Raw genomic sequence first — 19,802 nt, 5'->3', positions numbered from 1 at the left:
TCCGGCCGTATGATGGATAGTGCGGCTTCAAGGCAAGAGCTTAACATCGACGACAAGGCTTCGACTGCAACGCATGCGTTTTCTCATTCAGCTGATCGGCGCCGGACTGCTCTATGCGCTATCGTTCGCCCCGGCCGATGCCGCGACCGGCGGCGAGCCGGTGGCTGTGACGCAGGTCGATGTCGCGCCCTGCCTCGCCGCGGCCGCAGCCGATGACATGGACAAGGCCGCCACGGCCTGCGCCGAAGTGATCGACAACGAGAAGACGACGAAGGCCGATCTGATCAAGGCTCTGATCGCGCGCGGTGCGCTCTATGCGCGGCACAATCAGGTGGACCATGCCATCGCCGACGACAGCCGTGCTCTTCTGCTCGATCCCGGCCTTGCCGACGTCTTCAATGCGCGCGGCGAACTCTGGCTGAAGAAGGGTGACAAGCCGAAGGCGGTGCAGGATTTCGGCGCAGCGCTCAGGATCGATCCGAACCACGAGAAGGCCAAAGCCAATCACAAGGCGATGGCGCGCGAGATCGAGCGGATCGGCGCGCAGATGGCGGTCGCCGGCAAGCCCAGCTTCAATTGCGGGCGAGCGCGTCGGGCGGTGGAACGGGCGATCTGCGGCAATCGCGAGCTCGCCGATCTCGATCGCGAGGTCTTTGCCTCCAATGCCCGTGTGATCCGGGAGGCGCGCAATGCGGCCGAGGCCAAAGCGCTCCAGCGCGAGCAGGACGAGTTCATCGCGCGCCGCAATGCCGATTTCGGCCGGCCGGGATACGACCTGAAGAAGGCGATGCAGGAGCGCTTGCAGCGGCTGAACGGTGTGGATGGATATTGAGATTTTCGCCTCTCCCCGCAAGCGGCAGGGCAATCGCATTTGAATATTGCAGGGGTCGTCATGCCCGGGCTTGTCCCGGGCATCCACGTTCTTTGTGCCGTGTGAAAAGGCGTGGATGGCCGGGACGAGCCCGGCCATGACGCTGTGGAGACAGCCGGTGCCCATAGCCACATCTCATATGCGATAGTCCCAGCCCCAAGCGCGGCGAGGGGGAGTCGGCAGCGCTCCGTCCCTCCCAGGCCCGGTTTGAACCCATCACTTGCCAGCTGCGACAACGGTGAGAACCCGACGTCACGGAGCCCTATGCCATGTGCGGCACTCACGCCTCCGCGCAAGCGCTTTCGCCTGCCAAAATCTCGCTTCGCGCCCTCTTTCTCGGCGCGGCCATGAGTTTCGTTCTCGCGGCTCCCGCCGCGGCGAGCACCGAGTGCGTGCTGGGAAGCAAGGCCGCCCCGGCCGAGTTGATCTCCGCGTGCAGCGCTATCATCGACCAGACCGCCAATTCGGCCGCCGAGCGAAGCGCGGCCCTCGTCGTCCGCGCCGAAGCCAATGCGCAGACCCTTGGAGGCCAGTCACAGGCGCTGCGGGATCTCGACCGCGCCATCGCGCTCGACGGCAAGAACGCGAAGGCCTGGCGCGTGCGCGGCGATCTCCTGCGCGAGGCCGGCGGCGACCTCAATCGGGCCGCGGCGGATCTGACCAAGGCGATCGAGCTCGACCCTCAGGATGCCGAAGCTTACGAGCTGCGCGGCGTCGTCTACACCAATCAGCGCCGCCTCGACCGCGCGCTCGCCGATTACGACCAGGCGATCAAGCTGAAGCCGGACGATGCGCAAGCCTGGTCCGACCGCGGTGTGGCCTATTATCTCGGCGGCGACAACGAGAAGGCGATCAGAAATTTCGACGAGGCGCTGCGGCTCGATCCCGACCGCGCGCGCACCTACACCAATCGCGGCGCGGCCTACAAGAAGCTCGGCCAGCTCGACAAGGCGGTCGCCGACGACGGCGAGGCGATCAGGCTCGACCCGAAGGTGCCGGAATATTACGACAACCGCGGCCTGACCTATGCTGCGATGGGCGAGTACGACAAGGCGATTGCCGATTACGACCAGGCGATCCGGCGGGAGCAGCGCGCCAACTTCCTGACAAACCGCGGCGACTCCTACCAGTTCAAAGGCGAGCTCGGGGCGGCGCTGAGCGACTACGAGGCTGCGCTGAAGCTCGATCCGAATTTCGCCAAGACCTACAACAACCGCGCGGTGCTCTACAAGAAGATGGGCGAGCGCAAGAAGGCGCTTGCCGATTATGAGACGGCGCTGAAGCTGGATCCCGGCAACGAGAATGCAGCGAACGGCCGCCGCAGCATGATTGCCGAGATCGCCAGGTTCGGCGCGGCGTCGCCGGGCCCAATGCATGCGCGCTCGGCCGACGATAGCGGTCCGTCCTTCAAGTGCGCCACCGCCAAGCGTGAGGTCGAGAAAGTGATCTGCGCCGATCCGCAGCTCGGCGTGCTCGACCGTCAGATCGCCGAGACCTATGAACGCGTGCTGAGGGCTTCCAAAGGACGTTCCGCTAGCGACCTGCGCAAGACCCAGCGCGAGTTCCTCACGACGCGCAATGCGAGCTTCCGCCGCCCCGGATACGATCTGAAGAGGATCATGCAGGACCGCTTGCAGCGGCTGAACGCGATGGAGAGCTGAGAGGCTCTTCTTCGCCTCTCCCCGCCTGCGGGGAGAGGCCGGAATTTGCGTCAGCAAATTCCGGGTGAGGGGACTCTCTGCGAGTCCAATTTGCACGATGATTGCGGATGCAGCCCCTCACCCCAACCCTCTCCCCGTAAGAACGGGGAGAGGGAGCGCACCGCCCGTGCCGCAGCCGCGCGCCTCCGCCAAAAAACCTATCCTTTTCAGCTTGAACCGCGGCCCGTTCCCGGGAAAATGGCTCCAAACAAGGCCGGCAATTGATCCTGGTCATGGCGGGGCGCCTGTCCTGCCACGAGGTTCAAGCCAGGTGAATCAAGGGAACGGGAGCGCGGGAATGAATATCCAGGGCAAAAGCAGCTATCATGAAGTCCATGCGCGCTCGCTGGCCGATCCCGAGGGCTTCTGGGCCGAGGCGGCGAAGGAGATCGACTGGATCGAGCCTGCGACCAAGGTCTTCGATCCCTCGCAAGGAACCTACGGCCGCTGGTTCGCCGGCGGCGTCGTCAACACCTGCTACAACGCCCTCGACCGCCACGTCGAACGGGGGCGCGCCGACCAGGTCGCGCTGATCCATGATTCGCCGCTGACGGGCTCGGTCACCAAGTTCACCTATGCCGAACTGCTGAACGAGGTCCAGGCGCTCGCCGCAATCATGCAGGATTTCGGTGTCGCCAAAGGCGATCGTGTCATCCTCTATATGCCGATGGTGCCGGAGGCGGTGGTCGCGATGCTCGCCTGCGCGCGGCTCGCTGCGGTGCACTCGGTGGTGTTCGGCGGCTTTGCCGCGAAGGAGCTTGCCACCCGCATCGACGATGCGCAGCCCAAGCTGATCCTGTCCGCCAGCTGCGGCATCGAGCCCGGCCGCATCGTGCAGTACAAGCCGCTGCTCGACGAGGCGATCAAGCTTGCCAGCAGCAAGCCGAAGGCCTGCATCGTGCTGCAGCGTCCGCAGCTCACCTGCGAGATGACGCCGAGCCGCGATTACGACTGGGCCAGCCTGCGCCGCAAGGCGCTGAACGACGGCAAGCGCGCGGCTTGCGTGCCTGTCGCCGCGACAGACCCGCTCTACATCCTCTATACCTCGGGCACAACAGGCGTGCCGAAGGGCGTCGTGCGCGACAATGGCGGGCATCTCGTCGCGGTGAAATGGTCGATGTTCAACCTCTATGGCGTCAAGCCGGGCGAGGTCTGGTGGTGCGGCTCCGACATCGGCTGGGTGGTCGGCCACAGCTACATCGTTTACGGCCCGCTGCTGCATGGCGCGACCACGATCATGTACGAGGGCAAGCCGGTCGGCACGCCCGACGCCGGCGCGTTCTGGCGCGTGATCTCCGAGCACAAGGCGGTGGCCTTCTTCACCGCGCCGACGGCCTTCCGCGCCATCCGCAAGGAAGACCCGGAAGGGAAATTCATCCGGCAGTACGACCTCTCGAAATTCCGTACCCTGTTCCTCGCCGGCGAGCGCGCCGATCCGCCGACCGTGGAATGGGCGGAGCAGCAGCTGAAGGTACCGGTGATCGACCATTGGTGGCAGACCGAGACCGGCTGGTGCATCGCCGGCAATCCGGTCGGCCTCGGCATGCTGCCGGTGAAGCACGGCTCGCCGACGGTGCCGATGCCGGGCTATCAGGTCGATGTCGTCGACGAAGCGGCAAAGCCGGTCGGCCCCAACACCATGGGCTCGATCGTCATCAGGCTGCCGATGCCGCCGGGCTGCCTGCCGACGCTGTGGAATCAGGACGCGCGCTTCAAGGAGGCTTACCTGAGCGAATTCCCCGGCTATTACAAAACCTCCGACGCCGGCTACAAGGACGAGGACGGCTATGTCTTCGTGATGGGCCGCACCGACGACATCATCAACGTCGCCGGGCATCGCCTCTCCACCGGCGGCATGGAGGAGATCCTGGCCTCGCATCCCGATGTCGCCGAATGCGCCGTGCTCGGCGTCAAGGACGCGATCAAGGGCGAGGTGCCCTGCGGCTTCCTGGTGCTGAAAGCGGGCGTGAAGCGCCCGCCGGCCGAGATCGAGAAGGAGATCGTCGCGCTGGTGCGCGACAAGCTCGGCCCGGTCGCCGCGTTCAAGCTCGCCATCACCGTCGGCCGCCTGCCCAAGACGCGCTCCGGAAAGATTCTGCGCGGCACCATCAAGAAGATCGCCGACGGAGAATCCTGGACCATGCCGGCGACGATCGAGGATCCCAAGGCACTCGAGGAGATCGGCGAGGCGCTGAAGGGACGGATGTGAGGCGAAGCGTCATCCCGGGGCGGGAAGGGAGTTGCTTCACCGCTCTCCACTGTCATCGCCCGCCTGTGCGGGGAACGACAGCGAGCGTGGAACGGCGTCCAGGGACTTACAATCTCCGCATTCCGCGCTAAACAGGGCCGGCCGATAGGGGACCTCGTATGCCACTTGCCGCCGCGCCACGCCTGCTGACCGCCTTAGCTCTCGCCGTCGCTCTCTCCGCCTGCTCGGCGCGCTACCAGAATCCGGTGGCGGCGGGCGGCGATGATGACGACGCCGTCTGCCAGAGCCGCGGCTATGCGCAGGGCTCGCCGGAATACGTAGCCTGCCGCAAGGACCGCGACGTCCAGCGCAACGCGGCCACCGCGCGCGCCGACCGCCGCCAGCGCGATCTCGGCGAGTACATGCTCAACAACCCCGTGCGCCCGTGATGTGAGCTGCGGCACTATGCTGCCGCGCCACCCGCTTCGCATTCGCGGTTTCCGTGACACATCTGCAACGCCGGGGGCCAAATCGCGTCGCGATAGTCCTGGTTTGATCGGCATCAAATCCTTCACCATCCTCTTTCTGCTCTGACGCTGATGTCGCGCAACGACGCGTCGACATGGTTGAAGGGGATTGAAAATGGATGGAACGATAAGAAACTTGGCGCGGGTCGCGACGCTCGGCGCGATGCTCGTGGGCACTTTTGCATCAGTGCAGGCGGCAGATCTGCCGGTCTACAAGAAGGCGCCGGTGCCGATGGAGGCGTTCAATCCGTGGATGATCCGCCTGCGGGTGCTCGGCGTATTGCCGGATGCGGGCGGGAGCACCGTCAATGTCGCGGGCGTGCCTTCGCTGTCGTCGCCGAATTCAGGCCTGTCGATCAGCGACCAGGTCGTCCCCGAGCTCGACATCAGCTATTTCTTCACCAAGAACATCGCTGCCGAATTGATCCTGGGCGTGACCAGGCATTCGATCAGCGGCACCGGCTCGCTCGCGAATCTGCCGATCGGCAAGACCACGCTGCTGCCGCCGACGCTGACGCTGCAATATCACTTCGACCAGTTCGGCGCGTTCAAGCCGTATGTCGGCGCGGGCGTGAACTACACCGTGTTCTTCAACAATTCCGCGGCCAATGCGCCTTCCGCGATCGCCGGTCCGCCCGCGATCGTCGCCACCACCACCAACCTGCACGTCAGCAACGCCTGGGGCGGCGCCGTCCAGTTCGGCTTCGACTACATGATCGACCGGCACTGGGGTCTCAATGTCGACGTCAAGAAGCTCTGGCTGCGCCCGAACTACAGCGCCATCGTCTCCGGCCTGCCGGTCACCGGCACCGCGCATATCGATCCGTGGCTGGTCGGCGCGGGTGTGACCTACAAGTTCTGACCTGAAGCCCAGCTCGGGCGTACAAACAAAACGCGGCAGGTTTTCCTGCCGCGTTCGCGTTGATGGTGGATGAACGGGAGGAATTACTCCTCCTCGTCCTCGTGCTTCTTGCCGCCGAGCGTCTTCAGCTTGGCGAACACGGCGTCGACGTTGAGGTCGTCGCTGGACTTCTCCGCGGGCTCGTACTCGTCCTTGCGGGTGGTCTCGGAGGCCGGCAGCAGGGTGGCGCCGCCATAGGCTGCGTCGATCGGCTTCTCCTTCGCCGCGCGCTGCACCTCGAAATCGAGCTCGATCTGCGAGCACAGACCGAGCGTGACCGGGTCGATCGGGGTCAGCGCCGAGGTGTTCCAGTGGGTACGGTCGCGCACGCTCGCGATCGTGCTCTTGGTGGTGCCGACCAGGCGCATGATCTGGGCGTCCTTGAGCTCCGCATGGTTGCGCAGCAGCCAGAGGATGGCGCTCGGGCGCTCATGGCGGCGTGAGACCGGGGTGTAACGCGGGCCCTTGCGCTTGGGCTGGGGCGGCAGCACCACCTTGCTCTCCTGGAGGCGGAGCCGGTAGTCCGGGTTCTTCTCGCCCTTCTCGATTTCCTCGCGGGTCAGCTGGCCATTGGAGAGGGGATCCATGCCCTTGATGCCCTGGGCGGCGTCGCCGTCGGCGATGGCGCGCACCTCGAGGGGATGCATCTTGGTGAAATCGGCGACCTGGTCGAAGGTCAGCGCGGTGTTGTCGAGCAGCCAAACGGCGGTCGCCTTGGGCATCAGAGGTGCGTTGCTCATGGCAAATCTCCTTTGTGCTTCGCCCACCCCTCTGGAGGCGAAACCGGTGGTCATCAGCGATGACAGGGAATTCGCGCTATATAAGCCCGGAGGGGGTAGCCATGCAATGGTTCTGCTATAGATAGTGCCTTGACACCGCCCGAAAGGGGGCCCAATTCCCTTTGAACCGCTGTAAGGTTCAAGCCGACAGTTTTAAGCCAAATTCCCATCCATCGACCGCCCCGGCAGAACGCGATCGGGTGATTCGGTCCCGAGATCGCTCAATGTCAGCCAAACCAGACCTCAAGATCGTGCTTTGTTCTCCCCGCGGCTTCTGTGCCGGGGTGGTCCGGGCGATCGACACCGTGGAACGGGCGCTCGATAAGTACGGCGCCCCCGTCTATGTTCGCCACGAGATTGTGCACAACAAGTACGTCGTCGATGGGTTGAAGAAGAAGGGCGCCATCTTCGTCGAGGAGCTCGCCGAAATCCCCGAGAATACCACCGCCCCGGTGGTGTTCTCGGCCCATGGCGTACCGAAATCGGTTCCGGCCGACGCCCAGTCCCGCAACCTGTTCTCGCTGGATGCGACTTGCCCGCTGGTGACCAAGGTGCATCGCGAGGCCGCGATCCATTTCAAGCGCGGCCGCGAGATATTCCTGATCGGCCATTCCCACCATCCCGAGGTAGTCGGTACGCTCGGCCAGCTGCCGCCCGGCGCAGTGACCCTGATCGAGACCGCCGAGGATGCCAAGACCATCACGCCGAAGGACCCCAACAACCTCGCCTTCGTGACGCAGACCACGCTGTCGATCGACGACACCGCGGAGATCGTCGCGCTGCTCAAGGAACGCTTCCCCAACATCAACGGGCCGCACAAGGAAGACATCTGCTACGCCACCACCAACCGCCAGCTCGCGGTGAAGAAGGTGGCGCCGGTGGTGGACGCGCTCATCGTGGTCGGTGCTCCCAACTCGTCGAACTCGCAGCGCCTGCGCGAGGTTGCCGAGCGCGAGGGCTGCAAGATCGCGGTGCTGGCGCAGCGCGCCGCGGACCTCGACTGGACCAGGTTCGGCAACATCAAGAGCCTTGGCATCACCGCTGGCGCGTCCGCGCCTGAGGTGATCGTCGAGGAGATCATGGACGCCTTCGCCGAGCGCTACACGCTGCACGTGGAGACGGTCTCGGCCGCGGAAGAGAACGAGTTCTTCCCGTTGCCGCGTCAGGTGCGCCCCGAAGCTGCCGCCGAGTAGACCTTGATGGCGGTCTACACCGACGTCGCCGCCGACGAGCTTGCGGATTTCCTGAAGCAATACGATCTCGGCGAATTGCTCTCCTACAAGGGCATCGCCGAGGGCGTCGAAAATTCCAACTTCCTGCTGCACACAAGCAAAGGCTCGTTCATCCTCACGCTGTACGAAAAGCGCGTGGCAAGGAACGATCTGCCGTTCTTTCTCGCGCTGATGACGCATCTGGCCGAGCACGGCGTCAATTGTCCGCTGCCTGTGAAGGCAAGAGACGGCGAGGCGCTGCGCGAGCTGGCAGGCCGGCCCGCAGCGATCATCACCTTCCTCGAAGGCGTCTGGCCGCGCAAGCCGAACGCGACCCATTGCGCCGGGGTCGGCGAGGGGCTGGCGAAGATGCATCTGGCAGGCGCGAATTTTGCGATCAAGCGCACCAATGCGCTCTCGGTTTCCGGCTGGCGGCCGCTGTTCGACGCAGCTTCAAGCCGCGCCGACGAGGTGCAGCCCGGTCTGCGCGATTTTCTTGCCGCCGAACTTGATTATCTCTCGAGCGGCGTCTGGCCGAGCAACCTGCCCGAAGGCGTGATCCACGCCGACCTTTTCAACGACAACGTCTTTTTCCTCGGCGACAAGCTCTCGGGGATCATCGACTTCACCTTCGCCTGCAACGACATGCTGGCCTATGACGTCGCGATCTGCCTCAACGCCTGGTGCTTCGAGCCGGATCATTCCTTCAACGTCACCAAGGCGCGTGCCTTCCTCAACGCCTATGGCCGGGTGCGCAAGCTGAGCGAAGCCGAAGAGGCCGCGCTGCCGCTGCTGGCGCGGGGCGCGGCGATCCGCTTCCTGCTGACGCGGCTGGTCGACTGGCTCAACGTGCCCGCAGGCGCGCTGGTCAAGCCGAAGGATCCGCTCGAGTATGTCCGCAAGCTGCGCTTCCATCAGAGCGTGACGAGCGTGCGCGATTATGGGCTGATGCCGTCGGGGCTGGTGGCGTGAGCGAGCTACCCAATGTCACGATCTATACCGACGGCGCCTGCTCGGGAAATCCCGGGCCGGGCGGCTGGGGCGCGATCCTGAAGTTCGGCGACAAGGAAAAGGAGCTGAACGGCGGCCAGCCGCACACCACCAACAACCAGATGGAATTGATGGCGGCGATTTCGGCGCTGGAAGCGCTGAAGCGGCCGTGCACGGTCGACCTCTACACCGACAGCCAGTATGTCCGGCAGGGCATCACCGGCTGGATCTTCGGCTGGAAGCGCAACGGCTGGCGCACCGCCGACAAGAAGCCGGTGAAGAATGTCGAGCTATGGCAGCGCCTCGACGCAGCGCTGAAGCAGCACGAGGTCCGCTGGCACTGGGTCAAGGGCCACGCCGGCCACCCCGAGAACGAGCGCGCCGACCAGCTGGCGCGCGACGGCATCGTCATGGCGCGGTTGCAGCAGCGGGTGAGGGAGTAGGGGGCGCCATCGTCGCCTCATTCACCACTGTCATCGCCCGGCTTGACCGGGCGATCCAGTACTCCGATACGTTTCTGATTCAACCGAGAAGCCTCGGCGTACTGGATGCCCCGCCTTCGCGGGGCATGACAGCGCCATGTGTGGCTAAGACCGGTGGCGCCTCACAGCTGCCCGAGCAGCGTATCGCCGCCGGAGACCTCGACCTTGCCGGGCATCGCCTCGAGGTTCAGCTTCTTGACCACGCCGTCCTCGATCAGCATCGAATAGCGCTTGGAGCGGATGCCGAGGCCGTTGGCGGAGGCGTCCAGCTCCATGCCGATCGCCTTGGTGAAGTCGGCATTGCCGTCGGCGAGGAAGACGGCCTCGTCGCGCTGGTCGGTGTCGCGCTTCCAGGCGTTCATGACGAAGGCGTCGTTGACGGAGACGATGGCGATGGTGTCGACACCCTTGTCCTTCATGGCATAGGCGTTGAGGAAGATGCTCGGCAGATGCATCTTGTGGCAGGTGCCGGTATAGGCGCCGGGGACCGCGAACAGCGCCACCTTCTTGCCCTTGAAGATGTCGTCGGTGGTCTTCACCTGCGGGCCTTCCGCCGTCATCACGCGGAATTTCGCCTCGGGCAGCTTGTCGCCAATCTGGATCGCCATCGTCAGTCTCCCTGAAAATCGGTCCCGCTTTTTAGACCGGGCGGCGGGCCTGCACAATATTGCCAGTGGCGGAAGCGGCGAGGATGGCGGCCGTTCACCGTGATGTCATCAGCCGGCAAAACCGCCGCCGTCGAGGAAGGCCTGGTCCTCCTCGGTGGTGTCGCGGCCGAGGAGACGGTTGCGGTGGGGAAAGCGGCCGAACCGCGCGATGATATCGGCGTGGTCGCGCGCGTATTTCAGGCTTTCGGTATTGTCGGTGTTTCGAAACAGCGCGACGCAATGCAACTGGTCGGCCAGGTGCTCGGAATGCATGAAGGGCAAATAGAGGAATTCCAGCAGGAGGGGATCGACCCTGCGATCGACGCCGCGCGCGATGGCGCGGCGGGCGACGTCGCGCGCCTGTGCGTCGCTGGCAAAGGCCTGCGGCGTGCCGCGAAACATGTTGCGGGGAAACTGGTCGAGCACGATGACGAGTGCCAGCACGCCGTCGTCGCTTGTCTCCCATGAGGCAAGCTCGCCGGCGGCCGCCTTCTGCCACAGCGAGAGAAAGCGGCGTCGTATCTCCGCATCGAAATCATCGCTGCGCTCGTACCAGCGTTGGCGCCCGGCCTCTCGCCAGAAGGCGAGAACGCCTGATGGCGTGATGTCGCGGGCGTCAGCCATGAACGGAGGCGCGCCTTACGCCGCCTCCGCCTTCTTCTCGTCGCGCAGCTGCCGACGCAGGATCTTGCCGACATTGGTCTTCGGCAGGTCATTGCGGAATTCGACGTGCTTGGGCACCTTGTAGCCGGTGAGCTGGTCGTGACAGAACTTGATCACGGCATCCGCCGTGAGGTTCGGGTCCTTCTTCACCACGAAGGCCTTCACCGCTTCGCCCGACTTGGAATCGGGGATGCCGATCACGGCGCATTCGAGCACGCCTGGATGGCTCGCGATGACTTCCTCGACCTCGTTCGGATAGACGTTGAAGCCGGAGACCAGGATCATGTCCTTCTTGCGGTCGACGATCTTGATATAGCCCCTCTCATCCATCACGCCGATGTCGCCGGTGCGGAAATAGCCGTCCGCGGTCATCACCTTGGCGGTTTCTTCCGGCCTGTTCCAGTAGCCGGACATCACCTGCGGGCCCTTGGCGCAGATCTCGCCCGCCTGGCCGAGCGGGACCTCGTTGCCCTCGTCGTCCCGGATCGAGATGTAAGTCGACGGCACGGGGATGCCGATCGAGCCGGCGAACTCGGTCGCCGTGGGCGGATTGCAGGTCAGGACAGGCGACGTCTCCGACAGGCCGTAGCCCTCGGCGATGCTGCAGCCTGTGATGTTCTTCCATTGCTCGGCAACGGGGCGCTGCACCGCCATGCCGCCGCCGTTCGAGATCTTCAGCTTGGAGAAGTCGAGCTTCTTGAAGTCGGGATGGTTCATTAAGGCGTTGTAGAGCGTGTTCACGGCCGGGAAGGTGTTGACCTGGTATTTCGCCAGCTCCTTGATAAAGCCGGGTATGTCGCGCGGGTTCGGGATCAGCAGGTTGCAGCCGCCGGCGCGCACAGCCAGCAGATAACAGGCCGTCAGCGCGAAGATGTGATAGAGCGGCAGCGCGCAGACGATCATGAGCTGCTCGACATGCGGCGGAGAAGCGAGCGCCGGCTGCAGCCAGGCATCGTTCTGCAAGACGTTGGCGACGATGTTGCGATGAAGCAACGTCGCGCCCTTGGAGACGCCGGTGGTGCCGCCGGTATATTGCAGGAAGGCGACGTCACCGGGCGACAGCTTCGGCTTGTTGAACGTCATGCCGCGGCCGGCGGACAGCGCGTCGTTGAAGGAGACCGAGCCCGGCAACGACCAGGCCGGTACCATCTTTTTGACCCGGCGGACGACGAGGTTGACGATCACGCCCTTGAAGCCGAGCAGGTCTCCCATGCTGGCGACGATGACGTGCTTCACCTGCGTCTTCGCGATCACCTGCTCGACGGTGTGGGCGAAGTTCTCCAGCACGATGATCGCTTCGGCGCCCGAATCCTTCAGCTGGTGCTCGAGCTCGCGCGGCGTATAGAGCGGGTTGACGTTGACCACCGCGAAACCGGCGCGCAGCACGGCGGCCGTCGCGACCGGGTATTGCAGCACGTTCGGCATCATGATGGCGATACGCGCGCCGCGCTGCAGCCCGCGGCCCTGCAAGTAAGCGGCAAGCGCGACCGACATCTGGTCGAGGTCGCGATAGCTGATCGACTTGTCCATGCAGATGAATGCCTTGCGGTCGGCGAACTTGGTGAAGCTCTCCTCCAGCAGGTCGACCAGCGATGCGTATTGCGTCGGCTCGATATCGGCAGGCACGCCGGGCGGATATTGCTTGAGCCAGATGCGCTCCATGGAAGACTCCCCTCATTGACCAGGGCCCGTTGTTCTCGGGCTTGCCTCGTTGTCGCCAGTATCCAGCTTGCCGGAACGGGTGGCAAGCCGTCGTGGCTTAGGGCAAAGGTCGGGCCGTCGCTACTGGAATCGTCGCAAAACGGTGCTGCCGCAGGTGCGAAGCGGGGCTGCGGTTTAGTGCCGAGCGGCGTTAACTGTTGTTGGCCGGCTTGGCCGCGGCGGGAGGCTTCGTCGCAGCGGGGGTCGTCGCTGCCTTGGGCTTGGCGGGCTTCGCCGCCTGATCGCCGCCGGCCGAAGGCTTCTCGGCGGGCTTCGCCACCGCATCCGGCTTGGTCGCGGCATGCTTGGCGCCAGCCGGCTTGGTTGCGGCCGGTTGGGGCGTGGCCGGCTTGGCCGCCTTGCCGTCAGTCGGCTTGGCATCCGGCTTGGCCGCCGCGGTCTTGGTGTCCTTGGGCTTATCGGCCGGCTTGTCGGCGGCGTCTGGCTTCTTGGCGACGCGCGGCTTCTTGGCGCGCGGCTTGGACGCGGCCTGCTGGTCGGCATCGGCTGCCACAGCGGCAATCAGGGCGGTGCCGGTGCGGGTCGGGCCGGTATAGACCAGCACGGGCTCGGTCGGAGCCGCAGCCGAGGCCATCAGCTCGGAAGCTTTCATCAGCGGCGGCTGCAGGCCTGCCGTGAAGAAGGTGAACTGGGCCGCGCCGCCGGTGGCGGAGCCCGATCCGGTCGCGCCGCCACTGGCCGCAATCAGCGCATCGTCGTCGTCGCTGGCCGGCCGCTTGCGGTTGGGTCCGCACATCTCGTCGCGCAGGTTCGGCGGCGTGGCATCGACCGGCACGAGATTGTCGACCGTGCCGAGCGAGGGGCGCAGCCAGGTGAGGTTGTCCGGAGCGAAGCCACGCTCCAGGAGCTGCGCCGCCTTCACCGCGCGTGCCGTGCCGGAGTTTGCACCGAGCACCACCGCGATCAGCCGGCGGCCGTTGCGCGTGGCCGAGGCGACGAGGTTGTAGCCGGAGGCGCAGATGAAGCCGGTCTTGAACCCGTCGGCGCCGGGATAGCGGCCGATCAGCTTGTTGAAATTGCCGGTGACGCGCTTGCCGAAGCGGATCGCCGGGATATGCATGTAGTACTCGTATTCCGGCAGGTCGCGCAGGAAAGACCGCGCCAAGATGCCGAGGTCGCGCGCAGAGGTGATCTGGCCTTCGGCGGGCAGGCCGTTTGGATTGACATAGCTCGTCTGCGCCATGCCGAGCTTCCTCGCGGTGTCGTTCATCACCGCGGAGAAGCCGTCGACCGAGCCGCTGACGCCTTCGGCGAGCACCACGGCCATGTCGTTCGCCGACTTGACCATCATCATCTTCAGCGCGTTGTCGACGGTGACTTGGGTTCCCGGGCGGAACCCCATCTTCGATGGCGATTGCGAGGCCGCGGTCGGCGACACCGTGAGCAGCGTGTCGAGCGTCAGCCTGCCGTCCTTGACCGCCTTCAGCGTCACATAGGCGGTCATGATCTTGGTGACGGAGGCCGGGTACCAGGGAAGGGTCGCGTTTTCGGCCTGCAGCACCTTGCCGCTGTCGGCCTCGATCAGCAGGAGCGCTTCGGCGCTCGCCGTGCGCGGCGCGAGCGTCGCGGCACAGGCGAGCGTCGCAGCGAACAGGTTGAACAGGGATTTGCGAAGCAGCGGGCGAAGGGCGTGCACTATCCGATTCCGGTCCTTGGAGATCCGCCTGATACGGCCGGTTCTCGTGATCTGATTGTCGGTTCTGAAATCCAGCGCCGCCGCTTGCGGCGTCGCAAACCTATACCGGCTGGTGCGTCGAGAATAGGGGGATCGGCGCGGTATTCCGCAACGAAGTAGGCCGAATTTCGACGGTCCTCTCGGGACTTGCTAGGGGGATTTGGCAGCTGTCGCGGCAGCCTCGGCGGCCGTCACGCTGGCCCGTGCGTTCTCCTGCACCATGAACTGGGCCTTGGCCATCTCGGCAAAATGGCCGCCTTTGGCCACGAGTTCATCGAAAGTTCCGGTTTCGATCACCCGTCCATTCTCGAACACCAGGATCCGCGTGGCGTTGCGGATGGTGGAGAGGCGATGGGCGATCACGAAGGTGGTGCGGCCCCTCATCACTTCGTCGAGAGCGGCGTTCACCTTGACCTCGGTGACCGCGTCGAGCGCGGAGGTCGCCTCGTCCAGGATCAGGATCGGCGGGTCCTTCAGCAGGGCGCGGGCGATCGAGAGCCGCTGCCGTTCGCCGCCGGAGAGCATGCGGCCGCGCTCGCCGGCATTGGTCTCGAAGCCGCCGCTGCGTTCGATGAATTCCAGCGCCTGCGCGCGCTCCGCCGCCTTACGCATCTCGGCCTCGGTCGCATCCGGCTTGCCGACGCGCAAGTTCTCCGCGATCGAGCGGTTGAACAGCAGCGCTTCCTGGAACACGACACCGATGTTCCGCCGCAGCGAGGTCAACGTGACGCCGCGCACGTCCATGCCGTCGATCTTGATGACGCCGGATTGCGGATCGAAGGCCCGGTGCAGGAGCGCAATCGCGGTGGACTTGCCGGCCCCGGTCGGGCCGACCAGCGCAATGGTCTGGCCCGGCAGCGCGGTGAAGGTGAGGTCCTCGATCGCCGGCCGCTTGCCGTCATAGGAGAACGTGACGTCGTTGAACTCGACGAGGCCCGACAGCCTGCCGGCATCGATTGCGTCGGGCCGGTCGTGCACCGCGGGCACGGCGTCGAGCACATTGAAGAACTCGCGCAGCCGCGGAGCTTCCATGAACACGTTGTTGATGAAGCTGACCACCTGCTCGAGCTTCTGGATCAGCAGCGTCGCGAAGCTCACGAACATCACGATCTCGCCGACCGAGGTCAGGCCCTGGTCGTGCAACGCGATGCCGAGGGTGAAGATCGCGAGCACCGTGATGGTGGTGGAGGCGCGCGTGATCACCGTGACCAGCGCCCACCACGACAACACCGGCATCTGCGCGGCCAGCAGCTCGTCGGCGACCGAGCGCAGCCCCTTGACCTCGGATTCGACGCGCACGAAGCTCTGCACCAGCGCGACGTTGCCGAGCGCATCAGACGCGCGCGCGGAGAGCTCGCTGTAGTGCTCCTCGACCGCCATCTGCATGCCGAAGGTCCTGCGCACCACGAAGGTGGTCAGCGCCGTGAAGACGATGCAGAGCACGAACAGGAGGATCGCCAGCCGCCAGTTCAGGTAGAGCGACAACGGCAGCAGCACCAGGACCGAAAGGATCGCGGCAAAATGCTCGCGGAAAAAGCCGAGCCACAGCCGCCACAGCGCGTCCGTGCCGTTGAGCATGACCTTCATCAGCCGGCCGGAATGGGTGCCGGAGTGGAAGGTCAAGGGCAGCTGCAGGATGTGCTCGAAATAGTCGGTCAGCACCGCCTGGCGCTGACGATGCGAGAGCCGGTCGGCCTGCAAGGCCACCAGCGCGCTGCAGACGATGGTGAACAGTCCGAACGCGACCCAGGCGACCAGGAACGGCCAGGCCGAGCTCGAGCCGGCCACGGTCTTACCCGAGAGCACGTCGACGATCCGGCCGAACAGCACGGGCTCGGCGAACTGGGATCCCGCCAGCAGGAGGTTGGCGACCGCGAGCAGCCAGCCCAGCCGCGCCTCCTTGCCGAGCAGCTCAAGAACGCGGGTGTAGAGTCGGAGAATGGACATGCGGGCGGGGGACTCGGTGACGACGGAGCTCACATTCTAAGCAGGGACCGCCGCGAGATACAGCGCAAGCTTTCAGTTTTGCTCAGTTGATCAGCCGCTCTGCCAGCGGTGGCAGGAACTGGCCGTCGAAGACGTCGCGAGCCGTCGGCCGTTTGCGGAATTTGAAGTCCCGCGCGATCTGATCGATCGAACGTTCCAGGCGCGCCGGCTCGACGCCGCCGAGGCCGTTGCGCTTGACCTCGTCGGTCAGGATATTGTCGGCAAGGACCGCGTGCAGGCGCTTCAGCTCCAAATTGCGGTCGCCGTCGTCGATGCGGCTCGCGGCCTCCTCCGCCGCACGCGCCGGCTCCCTGGCCGTCGCGGTGATGCCCGCAATCAAGGCGCGGACGAAGCCTTTCACGGCATCCGGCTTCGCTGCGGCGAAGGCGGTGTTGGCGACTACGGCAAAGCCGTAGGCCTCACAGCCGTAGTCCGCATAGCGCAGCACGACGAGATCGGCTTCGGGTACGCCGCGATCGCGCAGGTTCACCGCCGAGAGATAGCTGAACCCGGCGACGGCATCGACCTGTCCTGCGGACAGGATCGGCTCGCGCACCGCGGCACTGATCTTGTGGAATTTGACGTGCGATGCCTTGATGCCGTTCTGCTGCGCCAGCGCCGGCCACAGTCGCATCGACAGATCGCCGTCGGCAACGCCGACGGTCTTGCCGTCGAGGTCGGGCAGGAGACGGATGCCGCGGCTTTTGCGCGCGACGATCGCGTAAGGCGCGCGGTCGAACAGCACGAACACGGCCTTGACCGGCGCCGCGTCGTCCTTGTCACGAAAGCGTATCAGCTCGTTGATGTCGACGAGCGCGAGCTCGCTGTCGCCTTTGGCGAGCCGTGCGAGCGCCTCTGGCGATCCGCTCGCGCTGTTGAAGGACACGTTGAGATGCTCGGCGCCGAACCTGCCGTCCTTCGCCGCAAGGAAGAATGGCGCCATGCTCGCATCGATAGGACGGTCGAAGGTGAAACGGATGGCGGTCGAGGGAGTGCCGCTCTCGGCCGCAATGCATTCGCGCACCGTCGATGCGGTGAACGCGATTGCAAGGGCCAACAGGCATTGAAGGGCGATCGTCTTGAATCCGGACATCGGTCGCGCCGGCCCCGCAATGTTATGGTTTCGTGACGCTTGGCAAGCGCCGGCCCGCGACGAACGTGCGCGCGCGAACATGAACGGCGGATGAGCGGGCTTGCGGCATCGTTACGCAACCCCGTTCAGCTTGTGTTGGGATTGGGGAACCTACTTAGGTGGTGAGTGTTTGACAGACATCAGCCTGTCGTCAGGCACAATCCGAGGTCCCAAGGAGGGTCCAGATCATGTTTGACAGCCTTTCGAAGTTCGTCGGCCGCAAGGCCGTTCTGGCCACGGCCGCCGTGGTGGCCCTGACTGCCGCTGCACCCACCGCCTCTTACGCTGGCGGTCGTCATTGGCATGGCGGTGGCGGCGGCGCCGCTGCTGCCGCGATGTTCGGCCTCGCCGCGACCGGCCTCGCGATCGCAGCCAGCCGCAATGCCTACGCCTATGATCCGGGTCCGGGTTACTATTACGAGGGCGGCCCGGTCTATTACAGCGGCCCCGGCTATGGTTCCTATTACTACGACTCGGGCCGCCGCTACACCTATGGCGGCTACAAGAACCCCTGCGCCCACGGCTATTCCGGCTACAGCTGCTATTGACGGATCGGCCATTCTGATCGACGAACAGGCCGTCGCGCTTGCCGCGGCGGCCTGTTTTTTGCTTACATTGCCGCGTGTTAACACGCCGGCCATTTGTTTCGAGTAGTTTTGCGTACCATGAGTGATTCGCTTGAGCGGCTATATCTGGCTGTGCTCGCGGCCAGAGACCTTGATCCGGCAACATCGCGCACGGCCCGGCTGTTTCAGCGTGGGCCCTCAAAAATGGCAAAGAAGCTCGCCGAAGAGGCCATCGAAGTCGTCATCGATGCGGTCAATGGCGATAGCGAGGCCGTGATCCGGGAAAGCGCCGACCTGCTCTACAATCTCACCGTGCTGTGGGCTTCGGCCGGAGTGCGCCCCGAGGACGTCTGGCGGGAAATGACGCGGCGGGAGGACATGCTCGGAATTGCCGAGAAACTGCCGAAGTCGCCGCCGAAATTGCCCAAAGTCGCGTCACCGCGCATAGCCTCGCGGCGGCCTATTGTCGCGCTCGACGGCCGTGCCGCGCGCAAGCGCCACTAGAAGCGTCACAAATCGCTCAAAAACTGGCGATGGACAAATCCGTCCCATGGTGCTTCATCGCGGCGCCATGCTGAAACGAATGTACGACTGGTGCATCGACGCCGCCCACAAGCCCTATGCGCTCTGGATCATGGGCATCGTGTCCTTCGCCGAAAGCTCCTTCTTTCCGGTCCCGCCGGATGTGATGCTGATTCCGATGTCCCTGGCGCGGCCGCAGCGCGCCTGGTTCTATGCCGCGATCTGCACCGTGACCTCGGTGCTCGGCGGCGTCGTCGGCTACGCCATCGGCGCGCTGCTGTTCGACTCGGTCGGCCAGTGGCTGATCCAGGTCTACGGCCTCGCCGACAAGGTTGACGCCTTCCGCGCCTCCTATGCGGAATGGGGTGCGGTCATCATCCTGCTCAAAGGACTGACGCCGATCCCCTACAAGCTCGTCACCATCACCTCGGGCTTTGCCGGCTACAACATCCTCCTGTTCGTCCTGTGCTCGATCGTCGCGCGCGGCGGACGCTTCTTCGTCGTCGCGATCCTGCTCAACCGCTACGGTGACTGGATCCGGGTCAGGATCGAGCGGCATCTCGGATTGTGGGTCGCGCTCGGCGCGATCGTGCTGGTGCTCGGCTTCGTTATCGCCATCAAGCTGATCTAGAGCCGCGGCGCTTTGCCGCCGCGCCGGCTTCGGCTACGGTTGTCGTCATGATGGTTCGATCCGGCAATCCGGCGGCACGGCATGGGACGCTGATGTCGACAGCGCTGCTGCTGCTGCTGCTCGCTGCCGGAGGGACGGCCCGGCCGCAATCCGCCCCGCCGGCGCTCGGCCTTCAGCAGCAGGGAGCGCAGGCCGGCCCGTCGCCATCGACGCCCGCTCCCTCGGCGCCGCCGGCGCGCGAGGAGAATCCCGGGCTGATCAACGAAATGGGCAAGCTGTTCGACAAGCTGCCTTCGATCCTGCCGCCGATCAAAAGCCCCAGTGAAACCATGGATGACCTGTCGCGGCTGGCCAAGCCTTCGACCATGGTGTCGGGGCGCGTGATCTGCCCGGTCTCTGCGAACGGCGCGCCCGACTGCAAGCAGGCGGCCGACCAGCTCTGCCAGGGCAAGGGCTACAAGGAAGGCAAGAGCCTGAACGCCGACTCCGCGGAAAAATGCTCGGCCAAGGTCCTGATCCCGGGCCGGCAACGTAAACCGGACGACTGCCGCACCGACACTTTCGTGACCAGCGCGCTGTGCCAGAACTGAAGGCCGGCGCGCGAGAACC

General features: G+C 65.0%; 19 protein-coding genes. 12 read left to right on the top strand and 7 right to left on the bottom strand.

Annotated features, from left to right (window positions below; translation table 11 throughout):
* Positions 1-73 precede the first annotated feature (73 nt).
* The 5 genes from N2605_RS30820 to N2605_RS30800 all read left to right on the top strand — a co-directional run bounded on the left by N2605_RS30820 (position 74) and on the right by N2605_RS30800 (position 6,148).
* Positions 74-832 carry a tetratricopeptide repeat protein gene (locus tag N2605_RS30820; RefSeq protein WP_225156675.1) on the top strand — a complete coding sequence of 253 codons (759 nt, stop codon included), beginning with the start codon at positions 74-76 and terminating at the stop codon, positions 830-832.
* Positions 833-1,140: 308 nt separating this feature from the next.
* Positions 1,141-2,532: a tetratricopeptide repeat protein gene (locus N2605_RS30815; RefSeq protein ID WP_260344627.1), complete on the top strand. Its 1,392-nt coding sequence runs from the start codon at positions 1,141-1,143 to the stop codon at positions 2,530-2,532.
* A 337-nt stretch (positions 2,533-2,869) separates the two neighbouring features.
* Entirely contained in the window at positions 2,870-4,780 is a 1,911-nt protein-coding gene (locus N2605_RS30810) for a propionyl-CoA synthetase (RefSeq protein WP_260344624.1), read from the top strand.
* Between the two features lie 158 nt (positions 4,781-4,938).
* A complete protein-coding gene (locus tag N2605_RS30805; RefSeq protein WP_225126530.1) occupies positions 4,939-5,208 on the top strand; it encodes a hypothetical protein in 270 nt (89 codons plus the stop codon).
* Between the two features lie 193 nt (positions 5,209-5,401).
* Positions 5,402-6,148, top strand: coding sequence for an OmpW/AlkL family protein (locus N2605_RS30800; RefSeq protein WP_035997497.1), 747 nt, complete (start codon positions 5,402-5,404; stop codon positions 6,146-6,148).
* Positions 6,149-6,231: 83 nt separating this feature from the next.
* On the opposite strand, the gene N2605_RS30795 is transcribed toward N2605_RS30800, so the two are convergent.
* On the bottom strand, positions 6,232-6,927 hold the full coding sequence (locus tag N2605_RS30795; RefSeq protein ID WP_035997500.1) for a DUF1013 domain-containing protein: 696 nt from the start codon (positions 6,925-6,927) through the stop codon (positions 6,232-6,234).
* 263 nt (positions 6,928-7,190) lie between these two features.
* Here N2605_RS30795 and ispH point away from each other — a divergent pair, with 263 nt between their 5' ends.
* Genes ispH through rnhA form a run of 3 tightly spaced genes read left to right on the top strand, consistent with a single transcriptional unit; the run spans position 7,191 to position 9,610 of the window.
* Complete coding sequence (gene ispH / locus N2605_RS30790; protein ID WP_036021214.1) at positions 7,191-8,159, top strand: 4-hydroxy-3-methylbut-2-enyl diphosphate reductase; 969 nt, start codon at positions 7,191-7,193, stop codon at positions 8,157-8,159.
* Between the two features lie 6 nt (positions 8,160-8,165).
* Positions 8,166-9,149 (top strand): homoserine kinase, encoded by a 984-nt coding sequence (locus N2605_RS30785; protein WP_035997505.1) that lies wholly within the window; start codon positions 8,166-8,168, stop codon positions 9,147-9,149.
* The gene (gene rnhA, locus N2605_RS30780; RefSeq protein ID WP_035997507.1) at positions 9,146-9,610 is read left to right on the top strand and encodes a ribonuclease HI; all 465 of its coding nucleotides are present in this window, start codon (positions 9,146-9,148) and stop codon (positions 9,608-9,610) included. Before N2605_RS30785 ends, rnhA begins: the two co-directional genes overlap by 4 nt.
* Positions 9,611-9,771: 161 nt before the next feature.
* Here rnhA and N2605_RS30775 read toward each other — a convergent pair whose 3' ends face one another.
* The 6 genes from N2605_RS30775 to N2605_RS30750 all read right to left on the bottom strand — a co-directional run bounded on the left by N2605_RS30775 (position 9,772) and on the right by N2605_RS30750 (position 17,435).
* On the bottom strand, positions 9,772-10,257 hold the full coding sequence (locus tag N2605_RS30775; RefSeq protein WP_028180275.1) for a peroxiredoxin: 486 nt from the start codon (positions 10,255-10,257) through the stop codon (positions 9,772-9,774).
* Positions 10,258-10,365: 108 nt separating this feature from the next.
* Entirely contained in the window at positions 10,366-10,920 is a 555-nt protein-coding gene (locus N2605_RS30770; protein WP_225185250.1) for a DUF924 family protein, read from the bottom strand.
* Positions 10,921-10,935: 15 nt separating this feature from the next.
* Positions 10,936-12,621, bottom strand: coding sequence for a long-chain fatty acid--CoA ligase (locus tag N2605_RS30765; RefSeq protein WP_035997514.1), 1,686 nt, complete (start codon positions 12,619-12,621; stop codon positions 10,936-10,938).
* Positions 12,622-12,811: 190 nt separating this feature from the next.
* A complete protein-coding gene (locus N2605_RS30760) occupies positions 12,812-14,317 on the bottom strand; it encodes a D-alanyl-D-alanine carboxypeptidase family protein (protein ID WP_260344609.1) in 1,506 nt (501 codons plus the stop codon).
* A gap of 189 nt (positions 14,318-14,506) precedes the next feature.
* Complete coding sequence (locus N2605_RS30755) at positions 14,507-16,303, bottom strand: glucan ABC transporter ATP-binding protein/ permease (RefSeq protein ID WP_057028254.1); 1,797 nt, start codon at positions 16,301-16,303, stop codon at positions 14,507-14,509.
* A gap of 82 nt (positions 16,304-16,385) precedes the next feature.
* Entirely contained in the window at positions 16,386-17,435 is a 1,050-nt protein-coding gene (locus N2605_RS30750; protein WP_225146316.1) for an ABC transporter substrate-binding protein, read from the bottom strand.
* Positions 17,436-17,662: 227 nt separating this feature from the next.
* Here N2605_RS30750 and N2605_RS30745 point away from each other — a divergent pair, with 227 nt between their 5' ends.
* From N2605_RS30745 to N2605_RS30730, 4 genes are all read left to right on the top strand, one after another.
* A complete protein-coding gene (locus N2605_RS30745) occupies positions 17,663-18,022 on the top strand; it encodes a hypothetical protein (RefSeq protein WP_225146317.1) in 360 nt (119 codons plus the stop codon).
* A 117-nt stretch (positions 18,023-18,139) separates the two neighbouring features.
* Positions 18,140-18,544, top strand: a complete 405-nt coding sequence (hisE, locus tag N2605_RS30740) for a phosphoribosyl-ATP diphosphatase (protein ID WP_035997540.1) — start codon at positions 18,140-18,142, stop codon at positions 18,542-18,544.
* A gap of 46 nt (positions 18,545-18,590) precedes the next feature.
* Entirely contained in the window at positions 18,591-19,193 is a 603-nt protein-coding gene (locus N2605_RS30735; RefSeq protein ID WP_081492862.1) for a YqaA family protein, read from the top strand.
* Positions 19,194-19,240: 47 nt separating this feature from the next.
* Positions 19,241-19,783 carry a hypothetical protein gene (locus tag N2605_RS30730; protein WP_036021240.1) on the top strand — a complete coding sequence of 181 codons (543 nt, stop codon included), beginning with the start codon at positions 19,241-19,243 and terminating at the stop codon, positions 19,781-19,783.
* The last annotated feature ends 19 nt before the right edge of the window (positions 19,784-19,802 follow it).

This window comes from Bradyrhizobium yuanmingense, from assembly GCF_025200905.1.
Taxonomy (GTDB): Bacteria; Pseudomonadota; Alphaproteobacteria; order Rhizobiales; family Xanthobacteraceae; genus Bradyrhizobium; species Bradyrhizobium yuanmingense.
The sequence above is the reverse complement of the archived record's forward strand: the minus strand, read 5'-3'. Positions and strand labels throughout refer to the sequence as shown.

Coding starts and splice junctions, on each gene's coding strand:
- N2605_RS30820 (WP_225156675.1), top strand. CDS start 74: ATGCGTTTTCTCATTCAGCTGATCGGCGCCGGACTGCTCTATGCGCTA.
- N2605_RS30815 (WP_260344627.1), top strand. CDS start 1,141: ATGTGCGGCACTCACGCCTCCGCGCAAGCGCTTTCGCCTGCCAAAATC.
- N2605_RS30810 (WP_260344624.1), top strand. CDS start 2,870: ATGAATATCCAGGGCAAAAGCAGCTATCATGAAGTCCATGCGCGCTCG.
- N2605_RS30805 (WP_225126530.1), top strand. CDS start 4,939: ATGCCACTTGCCGCCGCGCCACGCCTGCTGACCGCCTTAGCTCTCGCC.
- N2605_RS30800 (WP_035997497.1), top strand. CDS start 5,402: ATGGATGGAACGATAAGAAACTTGGCGCGGGTCGCGACGCTCGGCGCG.
- N2605_RS30795 (WP_035997500.1), bottom strand. CDS start 6,927: ATGAGCAACGCACCTCTGATGCCCAAGGCGACCGCCGTTTGGCTGCTC.
- ispH (WP_036021214.1), top strand. CDS start 7,191: ATGTCAGCCAAACCAGACCTCAAGATCGTGCTTTGTTCTCCCCGCGGC.
- N2605_RS30785 (WP_035997505.1), top strand. CDS start 8,166: ATGGCGGTCTACACCGACGTCGCCGCCGACGAGCTTGCGGATTTCCTG.
- N2605_RS30775 (WP_028180275.1), bottom strand. CDS start 10,257: ATGGCGATCCAGATTGGCGACAAGCTGCCCGAGGCGAAATTCCGCGTG.
- N2605_RS30770 (WP_225185250.1), bottom strand. CDS start 10,920: ATGGCTGACGCCCGCGACATCACGCCATCAGGCGTTCTCGCCTTCTGG.
- N2605_RS30765 (WP_035997514.1), bottom strand. CDS start 12,621: ATGGAGCGCATCTGGCTCAAGCAATATCCGCCCGGCGTGCCTGCCGAT.
- N2605_RS30755 (WP_057028254.1), bottom strand. CDS start 16,303: ATGTCCATTCTCCGACTCTACACCCGCGTTCTTGAGCTGCTCGGCAAG.
- N2605_RS30750 (WP_225146316.1), bottom strand. CDS start 17,435: ATGTCCGGATTCAAGACGATCGCCCTTCAATGCCTGTTGGCCCTTGCA.
- N2605_RS30745 (WP_225146317.1), top strand. CDS start 17,663: ATGTTTGACAGCCTTTCGAAGTTCGTCGGCCGCAAGGCCGTTCTGGCC.
- hisE (WP_035997540.1), top strand. CDS start 18,140: ATGAGTGATTCGCTTGAGCGGCTATATCTGGCTGTGCTCGCGGCCAGA.
- N2605_RS30735 (WP_081492862.1), top strand. CDS start 18,591: ATGGTGCTTCATCGCGGCGCCATGCTGAAACGAATGTACGACTGGTGC.
- N2605_RS30730 (WP_036021240.1), top strand. CDS start 19,241: ATGATGGTTCGATCCGGCAATCCGGCGGCACGGCATGGGACGCTGATG.